8 protein-coding genes are annotated in these 12,103 nt (G+C 72.3%); 2 read left to right on the top strand and 6 right to left on the bottom strand.

What is annotated here, in order from left to right:
- Positions 1-107: 107 nt before the first annotated feature.
- Together ACIQGV_RS18365 and ACIQGV_RS18360 are read right to left on the bottom strand one after the other, a co-directional pair.
- A complete protein-coding gene (locus ACIQGV_RS18365) occupies positions 108-1,160 on the bottom strand; it encodes a saccharopine dehydrogenase family protein (protein ID WP_402495952.1) in 1,053 nt (350 codons plus the stop codon).
- Positions 1,157-2,014 (bottom strand): class I SAM-dependent methyltransferase, encoded by an 858-nt coding sequence (locus tag ACIQGV_RS18360; protein WP_402495951.1) that lies wholly within the window; start codon positions 2,012-2,014, stop codon positions 1,157-1,159. The genes ACIQGV_RS18365 and ACIQGV_RS18360 overlap by 4 nt, the downstream gene beginning before the upstream one ends.
- Before the next feature lie 117 nt (positions 2,015-2,131).
- Between ACIQGV_RS18360 and ACIQGV_RS18355 the strand changes: the two genes are divergently transcribed.
- Positions 2,132-2,743 (top strand): TetR family transcriptional regulator, encoded by a 612-nt coding sequence (locus ACIQGV_RS18355; RefSeq protein ID WP_402495949.1) that lies wholly within the window; start codon positions 2,132-2,134, stop codon positions 2,741-2,743.
- A gap of 166 nt (positions 2,744-2,909) precedes the next feature.
- Here ACIQGV_RS18355 and ACIQGV_RS18350 read toward each other — a convergent pair whose 3' ends face one another.
- The 4 genes from ACIQGV_RS18350 to ACIQGV_RS18335 form a co-directional block, all read right to left on the bottom strand.
- A complete protein-coding gene (locus ACIQGV_RS18350; RefSeq protein ID WP_402495946.1) occupies positions 2,910-4,094 on the bottom strand; it encodes a hypothetical protein in 1,185 nt (394 codons plus the stop codon).
- A gap of 334 nt (positions 4,095-4,428) precedes the next feature.
- Positions 4,429-5,253: a DUF1684 domain-containing protein gene (locus ACIQGV_RS18345; RefSeq protein WP_402495945.1), complete on the bottom strand. Its 825-nt coding sequence runs from the start codon at positions 5,251-5,253 to the stop codon at positions 4,429-4,431.
- 87 nt (positions 5,254-5,340) lie between these two features.
- A complete protein-coding gene (locus ACIQGV_RS18340; RefSeq protein ID WP_402495942.1) occupies positions 5,341-6,741 on the bottom strand; it encodes an NtaA/DmoA family FMN-dependent monooxygenase in 1,401 nt (466 codons plus the stop codon).
- A complete protein-coding gene (locus ACIQGV_RS18335; protein ID WP_402495940.1) occupies positions 6,738-7,844 on the bottom strand; it encodes an LLM class flavin-dependent oxidoreductase in 1,107 nt (368 codons plus the stop codon). The genes ACIQGV_RS18340 and ACIQGV_RS18335 overlap by 4 nt, the downstream gene beginning before the upstream one ends.
- Before the next feature lie 1,045 nt (positions 7,845-8,889).
- On the opposite strand from ACIQGV_RS18335, the gene ACIQGV_RS18330 reads away from it, so the two are divergent.
- Positions 8,890-12,036, top strand: coding sequence for a CHAT domain-containing protein (locus ACIQGV_RS18330; protein ID WP_402495937.1), 3,147 nt, complete (start codon positions 8,890-8,892; stop codon positions 12,034-12,036).
- Positions 12,037-12,103 lie beyond the last annotated feature (67 nt).

Raw genomic sequence — 12,103 nt, 5'->3', positions numbered from 1 at the left:
CGTTGAGCCCTGTGGGGCATCTTGCTGCGGACCGCCGAGGGGAAGGAGGTCCGCGGCTGGGCCGGCTCTGCCGCGCTCCCTGACGAGGCCGTACGGCAGGGAAGTGCTCACAGGCGCTGCAGGACGACACCGTGCGGCTCCAGCGCCTCGGGGAGCGAGGCCAGGGAGGGAAGTTGCTCGATGTGATGGACCCCGGCGGGCGGGACGCCGGTGAGGAGTTCCCGGGCGACGTGCGCTGCGACGAGTGCGGTGACACGGCTCTGCTCGCGTCCGGTGAGGGCAAAGGCCGCGTGATGATCGCCGCGCCAGGCGTCGGCTCGCACGGCGAATCCGTCGCCGCCCAGGTGGATTCTGCTGAAGATGCCCGTGAGAGCTCTCTGCACAGCCGGCCGGCGGGCAGCCCGCAGCAGCGGGCCGCGCCGCAGCCCGAAGAGCACCGAGGTCAACAGCCTCGAGTCCAGGCACAGACGGGTGGTCACCCTCCCCGCGTCGAGGGTCCGGGGCAGTGTGTGCTGGTCGGAGAACGGGAAGGTGTGGGCCGTGCGCAGCCCGTGTCCGGGCAGCACAGTGCGTGTCGGGCGGGCGGCCGGTGCCTCGGCGAGACCTTCGACCGTCCAGCGAACGGCGTCGAGGCCGTGCCGCTCGCCGGCGCCCAGCAGGACGGTGAGGTCGATCCGCTCCGCGCCGTGGACGGCTTCGTGCGCCCGGCGGGCGAGCAGGTTGGACAGCCCCGGCGCGACACCGACGCTGAGGACCGCCGTCGCCCTGGTGCGGGCGGCGAGATCGTGCAGGGCTGCAACCGACTCCAGCAGCCCACGGGTGGCACCGATGTCGACGAGGTGGATGCCGCGTTCCAGGCAGACGCGGGCCGCGCCGTTGTCGGGCGGCTCCACGCACAGCACCACCAGCAGCACGTCACCCAGCTCCTCCAGCGTCAGGCGCAAGCCGTCCGGGTCGGCGACATCGACGCGGACACCACCGAGCCGCCTGGCTGCGGCCTCGCTGCGTCCTGCGACCACCACCCGGCCGGGAAACCAGCTGCCGAGCACGGCCGTCACCGTCGCACCGACGGCTCCGTAACCGCCGACGACCAGGATCCGCCCGCCGCCGGAGCGAGCCGGTCGCCCCGCGCCGCCCGCCGGGGAGAGGTGCCCGCTCATCCCTTCCCGCCCCGGGGGCGGCGGGCGGTGACCAGCCACGCCACGCTGCGCAGCCACACGCCACCGTCCCCTTCGTAGGCCCGCAGGACGTCGGTCAAGGTGCGGGAAGCGAGCGTGTGCTGCTCCGCTCCTGCCTGGGCGAGCATGTGGCGTCCCGGACCGGAGTCCAGCATGAACGCCGCCGCGTCGGCCGCGTCCTGCCCCCAGTTGCCGGCGGCCTCCACCCGCACCGCTTCAGCCTTCTCGAAACCGGCGGCGGACAGGATGCCGAGCACGTGAGCGCGGTCCGCGAGCGAGAACATCCCCGGCGCTCCCGGCCTGCCGAAGTCACCGACCGGCAGGATGCCGCGCAGCGCGCCGAAGGCATGGATCCACTCGTTCTCCCCGGGTTCCGCCGCGCAGATGAACGCCGCACGGCCACCAGGGCGCAGGGCGCGGCCGATGTTGGTGAAGGCGGCGACGGGGTCGGCGAAGAACATGACGCCGTAGCGGCTGAGGGCCACGTCGAACCCGGCGGGTGTGAAGGGGTGGACCTGGGCGTCCCCCTGGCTGAAGGACACGTTGGCCGGCCCGTGCTGCCGGGCGCTCGCGCGGGCCTGTTCCAGCATGGGCCCGGACAGGTCCACGCCCAGGGCCCGGCCGCCCGGGGCCCGTTCGGCGGCCAGCAGGGTGGTCCGGCCGGCGCCGCAGCCGATGTCCAGCACGCTGTCGCGGTCACCGATCGCCGCCGCGTCGAGGAGTGGCCGGTTGAAGCCTTCGTTGATGGCGTCCCACCGGCTTCTGCTGCGCGCCCACTGGCTGCCTTCATAGCCGTTCCACGCCCGCACCTGAGCGCTGTCGACGACGTCGTCCATGTGATGTCTCCAAGCCTGCCGCCTGCCCGTAAGGGGGTGGCATCTAGAATGGGCGTATGCCCAAACAGTATGGGCGCTCGCCCATACCTGCAACGGGTTCTTCGAAGGGAGCTCTTGATGTCACCGCGTGGAGTGGCGATTCCCGATCTGCGGGAGCGGCTGTTCGCGGCCGCGGAACGGGTGGTGGCGCGCGACGGCGCCTCGGCCCTCACGAGCCGGGCGGTCACGGACGAGGCGGGCTGCGCCAAGGGAGTCCTGCACACCCACTTCTCGGGTCTGGACGAGTTCATCTCGGAGCTCGTCCTGGACCGCTTCGCCCGCAGTGCCCGGCACGCCGAAGAACTGACCGGGCGAGCCGGACAGGGCCGCGTGGCGGACAACCTCGCCGAGATCGCCCTCGCCCTGCTGGATTCCCTGCCCGCGGCGGTCGTCAGCCTCGCCATGACCCGGCCGGGCGCCTCGCTCCACACCCGCCAGGCACTGGAGTCGGGCGCGCCGGGCTTCACCGCCATGCAGCAGTCGATCGCCGGCTACCTGGAAGCGGAACGGCACCTCGGGCGGGTGGCGCACGACACCGACGCCGTCACGGCCGCGCTTGCGCTCGTCGGCACGGTCCACCATCTGCTGATGACCCGCAGCCCCGACGATCCCCCGGACGTGAGGCAGACCATCGAACGCCTCGTCGCCCTGCTGCTGGGCGACCGTTCACACCCGGCACGCCTGTCGTAGCGTGCTCGCCCGTCCCCGGACGGTGGTGCGCCGGCCGGAGGCTTGTCGGCTGTGCGGCAGAGGAGCTGCAGGTGTCCTCGCCGGCCGGACCGTGCGGGCCGCGTACTTCACGGCTTGGGCAGGAATCTCCCCCTTCAGGGGGAGAGGATGCCAGCGAGCTCGCATCTCAGCGGTACCTCGGCGACGTTGGGTCGTCCGGCAGTCCGAAACCTGACTGTCCAGGAGATCGGTCCAGTGGTGGCCAGGGACCGGCGAGCAGCCGTTCGGCCTCCGTGACGATCGCTTGCTCGCGTGTTCTGCGCCGGATCGCGTCCCGTTCGTTGTACGTATCGACCTTGTCGACAAGCGGCTGAAGCGACTGGGGCCGGGCCAATGCGCCCCAGCCCTCGTACGTGATCACGTCACCGCCGGCTCCGGGGGCCAGACTCCCGTTCACGATCAGCCGGAGCCACCAGTGCACGAGCTCCCAGCGTGCCGCTTCCCAGGGGATGTCGGTGTCGTCGCCGGGAAGACCCTCGGGCAGACCGAGTTCGGCCAGTACCTGGTCGAAGAGCGCGTCGGCGCTCTCGTGCTCGGTGCGTGACAGGCCGGCGAGCAGCGGAAGCGACTCCGTCTCGACGCCGAGAGCCAGTGCCGTGAGCCCTGCTTCGATCAGTTGGTACGGGTGGTGCTGTCGGCCGATCAGGCGCTCCAGGGCCAGCATCCGCAGGCATTCGATCGCCTCCTGCGCGCTGACGGCGTAAGGGGTGTACGGCGTGGGCGCGGTGACGTCGATGCCGGGACCGCCGTTGACGAAGTACGACCAGAAACCGACAGTCGCGTGGGCCGGGAGCCTGCTCGCCCGGCCGGTGAACTCGTGCCGTACGTAGTCGGAGAGGTCGTTGCCGTAGATGATGATGTCGGTCTGGTGGACGGACAGCACTGGGTGCCCGCATTCGCCTGCTGTGCCAGGCAGGTAGCGGTGGCTGTGGACGGGGACCAGCTGCGGTACGGTCGCCAACTCGGACCGTGCGATCTGCAGCGCGTCGGACGTCTCTGCGGGCCTCGGGCTCCAGGCGGGGTGCCAGAAGCTGTTGTGCTCGACGTCGAAGAGCACACCCTCGACCGGTCGGGAGAGCCGCTCGGCCAGGTCCTCGGGGTCGCCGTCGCGCCAGTCCGGCCAGCTTCGTGACCCGTGCGGGAGCCCGGCGGCGAGGAAGACCCTGTGGTCCGCCGAGAAGGTGAAACCGAACCGCGCCTCGACCGCGTCGAGTTCCCGCTCGCTGAGGCCCGGCCCGATCTCGGCTCGGAGCATGCGCTGAAGGTCCCCGGCGGTTTCCAGGGTCAGCAAAGAGGGCGACTGCGCGGTCACCCCGGCAGCATAGTGACCGGTACGACCGCAGATGTCATGAGGCCGTTCGAACCCAGGGCGGACGCTTTTGCGATCTGCGGGAGGGCGGGCTCCCAGAGGGGCCCCGTGTACCCTCATGCCGGGTCGGTACGACTCCGAGGGGCGCCTGCGCTGCGTCGGCCGGAGCACCATGCCGGCCCGCCTCCCGGTCGGTCGGGACTTGGGCCGTGCACGGGTACGTCGAGCGCGGACACCGGCCCGTCGCCGACCACCGGGTCGGGGGAAAGGCGTCGGGCCCCGGTTGCAGGGGCACGCGCTTGAGGGATCGTCGGTGATTCCGGCGGGCTGAGCCCGGTCAGGAACCGTCGCGCTCCCGGGGGATCTTCTGGCCCGCCTCGATCGCCACCGGCAGCCGGTTCTCGGCGGGGGGCAGGGGGCAGGTGGCCAGGTCCGTGTAGGCGCACGGCAGGTTCGCGGCGCGGTTGAAGTCCAGGACGACCGTACCGTCGGCGGCGGGCTGCTCGACGGACAGAGCACGGTTGGCGGCGTAGGTGGTGATCCCGGAGGTCGCGTCGGTGAAGAGCACCGTCAGCGTGCCCGCACCGGGGCCGGGGAACACGGTCAGGGACAGCCGATGACCGTCCAGCTCGAATTCGATCCTGCCCGGAGCGTCGTACACGTGCTCCAGGCCCTCGACCGCGGCGCCCACGGTGGTCGGCCGTGGCGCGTCGAAGGGGATGTAGCGACCCGTCACGGCCCAGCGGGGGTCGGGGGCGTAGGCGGGCGTTCCGGTGAAGGCCGTACGCAGCGGCGCGTCCGGGTGCCGGGGGCGCACGATGTCGTTGCCGCCGCGCTTGGCGACCTCGATGACGGCGTCTCCCCAGACCGCGTCGACGCTGCTGCGCTCAGGAAGCACTCCGAAGCGGTGCTCACCGTGTATCGGCGTTCCGCCGACGACCAGTTCCTCGCCGTCGTCGAGGTTCACCACGACCCCCTCGGGTCCGGTGCGCCATGCGCCGGGCGCGTCCGGGAAGCGGCGGGGCCGGTCGTCGAGCCAGTGCAGGCTGGTGATCGCCAGGAACCCGTGCGGGGCGGCGAGCCGGGCCTCTTGGGCGCGGTGCCATTCCTGCCAGGTCTTGTCGAAGGCAACGAGGTCGGTCGTGGTGGCCTCGGTGGTCATAACGCATCTCCTTCGTGCCAGGGGTGCTTGTGCGCAGGGGACGAGAGCGCGACTCCGGGGCGCCGGCGTCGCGGAGGTGCCGATTGCTCAGCCCGCCTGCCGTCGTTCGGGCGCGGCCCGGTGGGTGAGCGGTTCGCGCAGGCCGAGGTGCTCGCGCAGGGTGGTGCCGGTGTACTGCGTCCGGTAGAGGCCGCGTTCCTGCAGTTCCGGGACGAGCAGGTCGACTATGTCGTCGAGGCCGTCCGGGATGATGTACGGGGTGACGTTGAAGCCGTCGATCGCTCCGTGCCGCACGAAGCGGGCGAACTTGTCGGCCAGGCCGGACGGAGTGCCGACGTGCCCGCGCTGCGGGCCCAGCGCGATGACGGTCTCGCGCAGCGACCAGCCGTGCGCCGCCGCCTTCGCCCGCCACTCGGCCACGACCGCGCGCGGGTCGGCGATGCGCCGGGCACCGAAGGAGCCGTCGTTCTCCGTGACGACCGGGTCCTCCTTCGGCAGCGGCCCGTCGGCGTCGCGGTCGGACAGGTCGATGCCCCACAGCAGCCCGGCGATCCCCAGTGCGGTGGCCGGGGTGACCTGCTGGAGCCGGATCCAGCGTTTCTTCTCCTCGGCCTCCTCCTCGGTGGCGCCGATGACGATCTCGGTGCCGGGCAGGATCCGCAGGTCGTCGCCGGGCCGCCCGGCCGCCCGCAGCCGGCGCCGGATGTCGTCGGCGAAGGACAGCGCGTCGTCGAAGTCGTTGCCGTGCGCGGAGAAGATGACGTCGGCGTTGCGGGCTGCGAAGTCGCGTCCCTCGCCGGAGTCACCGGCCTGGAAGATCACGGGATGGCCCTGGACGCTGCGGGGCAGGGTCGGGGCGAGATCGATGTCGAACTGCGTTCCCTCGTGGCGTACTCGGCGTACGGAGCCGGGTGCCGACCAGGCAGCGGCATCGGCGGAGTCGGCGACGGCGCCGTCCTGCCAGCCGTCCCAGAGGGCGCGGGCCACGGTGAGGAACTCTTCGGCGCGCCGGTATCGGTCGGCGTGGTCGAGGTAGCCGCCGCGGCGGAAGTTCGCGCCGGTCCAGGCGTTGTCCGTGGTCACCACGTTCCACCCGGCGCGGCCCTCGGAGAGGAGGTCGAGTCCGGACAGGCGGCGGGCCAGATCTGCGGGTTCGTTGAAGGTGGAGTTGGAGGTGCTCACCAGGCCGATCCGCCGGGTGACCGCGGCCAGCGCGGCGAGCTGGGTGATGGCGTCCGGCCGTCCGGCCACGTCCAGGTCGTGGATCTCGCCGTCGACCTCGCGCAGCCGAAGTCCCTCACCGAGGAAGAACGCGTCGAACAGCCCGCGTTCGGCGGTTTGGGCGACCCGGCGGAAGGAGGCCGGGTCGATCTGGGAGCCGCTGTCAGGGGCGGACCAGATGGTCCAGTGGTTGACGCCCTGGAAGAAGACTCCGAGGTGGAGCTGTGCGTGCGGCCGGGGGACGTCGAGGGGATCGGTGCGGGTCATCGGGCGTCCCCCTGTCCGGCGACAGCCGCGACGGCGAAGCGATTGGCGGGGCGCTGCAGACCCAGGGCCGAGCGCAGGGAGGTACCGGGCAGCGGTCGGGCGACGAGCCGTTGCCCGGACAGGGCGGGCAGCACGAGACGGGAGAGGACGGGCAGGTCCTCGTCCAGCACCAGTGGATGCAGCCGGACGCCGTCGACGTGACGGCTCAATGCCGCGAGAAGAGCGACGAGTTGACCGGCGGAGCCGATGTGCCGCAGCCTTCCCAGGTCGCTCCACGGCGCGTGCCGTTCCAGGTCGGCGACGCGTTCGGCGGCCGCGGCAGCCGGTGTGTCCAGCGCCACCTCGACGTCGGCGAAGACGCGGGGCGTACCAGCGGCGGCGGCCGCTGTGGCGACGGACGCGAGGTCGCGTCCCTCGACGAGGGCGACGTCGAGCTGCGCGGCGGGAACCCGCCCCGGACGGCCCAGGACGACGAGCTGCCCCTGGGGCGGGCGCGGCACGATCGCCGGACCCTTGACGGCGTACGTCTCACCGGTGAAGTCGATGTGGTGGAGCCGTTCCCGGTCGAGGTAGCGGCTGGTGGCCACGGACCGGATGACCGCGTCGTCCTCCCACGAGTCCCACAGGGCACGGGCCACTTCGACCCCGTCCTGTGTCTCCCGGGCCCGTGCGTCGGCGTCGGCGACCGGCGTTCGCCCCCAGGCACGGGCCGCCTCGGGACGCTCTTCCTCGGTCACCACCCACCCGGCGCGACCGGCGGAGATGTGGTCCAGTGACGCCAACTGGCCGGAGACATGGAAGGGTTCGGCATACGTGACCGGGACGACGGGCGCGATCCCGATCGTACTGGTGGACGCGGCGACGAAAGCCGCCCGCTCCACCGCACCGATACGGCCCACCGGATCCGGTGCGGTGCCGGGCGGCAGCACGCCGTCGTCCAGGGTGATCAGGGTGAACCCGGCGTTCTCGGCGACGGCGGCGACCCGGGCGAGGCGGCGCGGGGCGAGCAGCTGACCGGGGGAGTGGGCGGCGCGGCGCCAGGCCGCGGGGTGGGCGCCGTCGCCGTCGATCTCGACGGCGAGGTGCAGGGCGGGGCCGGACAATGGGAGTTCCTTCCGGGAACACGAGGACGCGAGAGCGCGCGGTCACGGGGCCACGACGAGACGGCCCACGGGACAGCGGGATCGGGGTGGGTCAGGCGTGCACGGAAGGACAGACGGCGGAGGAGGTGCGGCAGTAGTCGACATGCCGCCGGGTGATGAGCCGCGCACCGGTGCACGCACCGCGCGGTGCCGTGCCCAGTACGTGCATCAAAGCCTCCGCCTGTCAGGAACTCTCCCGTTCAACGTACGTGGTGCGCCCCTGTGAGTGTCAAGGCCGATCTGGCGCAAGGGTGTCTCACGCCAGGGGGCGCATGGTGGACGCACCTTTCCGGTTGTGCTTTGATCCGGCCATGGAGACCACTGGCCAGGCACGCACGGTGCTGCTCGACCCGTTGCGGGCGAGCTGCCGAGCCGACCGGTTCGACGAGGTCTGTTGCTGATCGCCGTTCGACCTCGCTGCGGTCGTGTGCGGTGGCCGGCTCCTCCACGGTGATCAGAAGCGCGGGGCCGCCCCCGTCACCTGTGTGGACGCCCTGTCTGCCATGCCGCGCTCTCCTCTCGGCCTTTCCACCCGGCTCCGGGCAGAGGTCCGAGTCGACCCGCGGCCGACGAAAGCCGGTGGAAGGGGATTCGGACGGACGAGCGGGACGTGAGCCCTCGCGTTCCGGTGTCGCCATGACGCCGGCCGGAGTGTGGGCGTCGTGGCCTGCGGAAGGCGTGTCGGCGCTGATGGAGACCGCACTGTCCGACCATGCGTCGGATCGTCAAGAGCGTACGCCGGTGACGTACCGGACGGGTACGCTGCGGGCGTGCCTTCCATGGATCGCGTCCGAGGGTGAGCAGGTCGGGCTGCCGGTGGTCACCGCTGACCTGCTCGAAGTCGCCGGCCCCTCTGGTCCGTTGCTTCGTCTGCAGCGGGCGCGGGTCCAGCACACGCCCGAGGAACTCCACCCGGCGGTGGGCAGGATCCTCGGTGTCGCTCAGGCCGGCGTGTCGATCGAACGAAGCCCGACGGCCACAGGGGCCCGACGGCAGGGGAGGGCGTATGGGGGAGCGCGAGGACATGCTCGCCGCGGTCAGGGAGCGAGTGGACCGCGTCACCGCCACGGGTGACGGGTCCGCGGTGCTGGACCCGGCCGCGGCGGCGCTGTCGCAAAGTCTCGCGGCTGTGTGTGACGCGGGCAGTGGGGCGGATCCGGAGGCGGAGTACGCATTGGGGTGGCTGTACCACCACCGTGCGCAGTGCCTGCCCCCGGAACAGGCCACGGCCAACCGCGAAATAGCCGTCCGGCTGTTCGCCTGGTGCTTCGTCAAGGGGACCCGGGACATCGGCGAGTTACCGCAGCCCCTGCTTGCCCCGCTCGCCGAGGCGGTGCTTCCGTTCGCGGCGAGCACGCTGGAGCGCGCACGGGCCGACATGGATCCGGCGGGGCAGGAACTGGCGGAAACCCTGTACCGGCGCATGATCGCCTGCCTCCCCGAGGGGGATCCTGAACGCGCACTGTGCCTCTCCCACCTCAGCATCGCGCTGCTGCTGAGGTACGGCCGCACGCTGGCGGTGGCGGACGCGGACGAGGCGGTGGCGGCGGCACGTACGGCCGTGCGCGCCGCCGCGCCGCATCCGCCCCTGTCGGCCGCTTCTCTGAACAACCTCGGCCTTGTCCTCCGGACACGCTTCGAGCACACGGGGGTGCTCGCGGACCTGGACGCGGCGGTGGATGCCCTGCGGGACGCCGTCGCAACCGCTGCCGACGACGCGCCCGGCCGAGCGGGCAGCCTGCTCCAGCTGAGCCGCGCCCTGGAGGTGCGGTACGAGAACGCCGGCGCGCTCACTGATCTGGACGAGGCCGTCGAGACCGCCCGCACAGCCCTCCGTGTCGCCCCCGACCACCCCGACCGGTCCTCCCACCTGGCCGCGCTCGGTGGCGCGCTGGCGATGCGGTACCAGCGCACCGAGGTCCTGGCAGACCTGGATGAGGCGGTGCAGACGGGTCGTGCCGCTCTTCGATGCGTCCCCGAGGGGTGGCCTCACGTGGCCCCGCACTTCTCAAGCCTGGCGGCCACCCTGCTGACACGCTTCGAGCGCACAGCTGTACGGGCCGACCTCGACGAAGCCGTCGAACTGGGCCGTGCCGCCGTGCGGAGCCTCCCCGCCTGCTATCCTGCCGCTGATCACGCCCTGTACCTGTCCGCCCTCGCCCGTACCCTGCTGGTGCGGGCTGATCATGCCGCGACGGTGCCCGGCGACCTGGACGCGACGGTGACCGGCGACCTGGACGAGGCGGTGGCGGCCCTGGGCGCCGCCGTGGACCGTACCCGCGACGACCACCTCCACCGGACGGCGTACCGGACGCATCTCGGAGGCGCCCTGCTCCAGCGGGCGAAGGTCTCCGGCGATGTGCAGGACCAGGAAAAGGCGCTGGCCGAGCTGCGGCAGGTGACCGAGCACGTGGCGACGCCTCCGCGGATCCGTGTCGCCACGGCCCGCACGGTTGCGCAGCTGACCGCCGCCTCCGATCCGATCCGCGCCGCCGAGCTGTTGGAACGGGCCGTCATGATGCTCCCCGAGGTGGCACCGCGCCGCCTCGGCCGGGGCGACCGGCAGCACGCGCTCGGTACCCTCGCCGCCGGCCTGGCCGCCGACGCGGCTGCTCTTGCCCTGGCCGACACGAGCGTCACCGCGCCGGACCGGCCCGTTCGGGCGCTGCGCCTGGTCGAGGGCGGGCGGGCGGTGCTCCTGTCGCAAGCCTTGGACACCCGGAGCGATCTGACGGATCTGCGGAAACTGCATCCCGGCCTGGCCGCCCGCTTCGTAGAGCTGCGCGAGGCGCTGGACCGGGACATCGAGCCGGTGCCGTCGACCGGCGGCGGGCCTGCGGGGGACGGTGGTGAGCGACACCAGTTGGCGACGGAGTTGTCGGCATTGCTGGAGCGCATCCGGTCCTGCGAGGGGTTCGCCGGGTTCGGGGCGCCGCCCGGCCTCGACGAGCTCCTGGCGGAGGCCGTCCACGGCCCCGTGGTGACGTTCACGGTCAGTTGTCACCGCAGCGACGGGCTGCTCCTCACCACGGACGGCGTCTTCTCGTGCCCGTTGCCCCGGCTCACCGAGGAGGCCGTCCTGCACCAGGCCGAGAGCTTCTACCGGGCACTGGAGGACGCCACAGCACCGGACCGCGACCGCGTCGCCGCGCAAGGAACGCTCCGCGGAGTACTGGAATGGCTGTGGGAAGCGGCGGCCGAACCGGTCCTCACCGCCCTCGAAGCCTTGGGGCATGTTCCCCCGCCCGCGCACGACGGGGACGAGCTGCCACGGGTGTGGTGGGCACCGGGCGGGCTTCTGAGCCTCCTGCCCCTGCATGCCGCAGGCTTCCACACAGACACAGACACAGACACAGACACAGACACCGGTACGGGTTCGGGTTCGGGCGCCCGCCGCCGCACCGTCATGGACCGGGTGGTCTCCTCCTACACCCCCACCATCCGCATGCTGCACCACGCCCGACGACCTCGGCCGACGGCCACCGGGGACGTCCGGTCCCTGGTCGTCGCCGTGCCCGATGCCCCGGGCCTCCCCCTGCTGCCGCACGTCGCGGAGGAGGCCCGCCGTGTACGGGCCCTGCTGCCGCACCCGATCGACTTCACCGCCCCCGAACCCCCCGACGAGAGACCCGGCGCGGCGCCGGGCGGTGAGGCCCTCACCACGGCCGCGGTCCTGGCCCGCCTCCCGGAGTGCGCCATCGTCCACTTCGCCTGCCACGGCGTCACCGACCACATGGATCCCTCGCAGAGCCGGCTGCTTCTCCAGGACCACGAGACCGCGCCACTGACGGTGTCCGCCCTTGCGTCAGCCGACCTCGACCACGCGCGGCTGGCCTACCTCTCCGCCTGCAGCACGGCGACCCCCGGCGGGCCCACCCTGCTGGAGGAGGCCATTCATCTCACCAGCGCTCTGCGAGTCGCCGGTTTCCCGCACGTGGTGGGGACGTTGTGGCCGGTCGACGACCGGATGGCCGCCGAGATCGCCGAGTCCTTCTATCAGCACCTGCTCACCGGCGCCGCCACAGGTTCCGCCGACTCCGTTCCGGACCCGGACCGCGCCGCCGTGGCCCTGCACCACGCCGTACGGGCGGCACGGGACTGCTATCCGGCGACGCCCTCCCTGTGGGCGGCCCACCTCCACTCCGGCAGGTAGCCGTACCGGACGAAAGGCGGAGCAGGCGAGGGCGCTGTCGGCGGCGGGCAGACGGCCCGTGGGTTCT

This window comes from Streptomyces sp. NPDC093094 (assembly GCF_044754345.1).
Classification (GTDB): Bacteria; Actinomycetota; Actinomycetes; order Streptomycetales; family Streptomycetaceae; genus Streptomyces.
Note: the sequence above shows the minus strand (reverse complement) of the source record. Positions and strands in the feature narration are given on the sequence as shown.

Excerpts from the sequence above, each read along its gene's own strand:
- ACIQGV_RS18330 (WP_402495937.1), top strand. The coding sequence starts at position 8,890 with ATGGGGGAGCGCGAGGACATGCTCGCCGCGGTCAGGGAGCGAGTGGAC.
- ACIQGV_RS18355 (WP_402495949.1), top strand. The coding sequence starts at position 2,132 with ATGTCACCGCGTGGAGTGGCGATTCCCGATCTGCGGGAGCGGCTGTTC.
- ACIQGV_RS18365 (WP_402495952.1), bottom strand. The coding sequence starts at position 1,160 with ATGAGCGGGCACCTCTCCCCGGCGGGCGGCGCGGGGCGACCGGCTCGC.
- ACIQGV_RS18340 (WP_402495942.1), bottom strand. The coding sequence starts at position 6,741 with ATGACCCGCACCGATCCCCTCGACGTCCCCCGGCCGCACGCACAGCTC.
- ACIQGV_RS18360 (WP_402495951.1), bottom strand. The coding sequence starts at position 2,014 with ATGGACGACGTCGTCGACAGCGCTCAGGTGCGGGCGTGGAACGGCTAT.
- ACIQGV_RS18345 (WP_402495945.1), bottom strand. The coding sequence starts at position 5,253 with ATGACCACCGAGGCCACCACGACCGACCTCGTTGCCTTCGACAAGACC.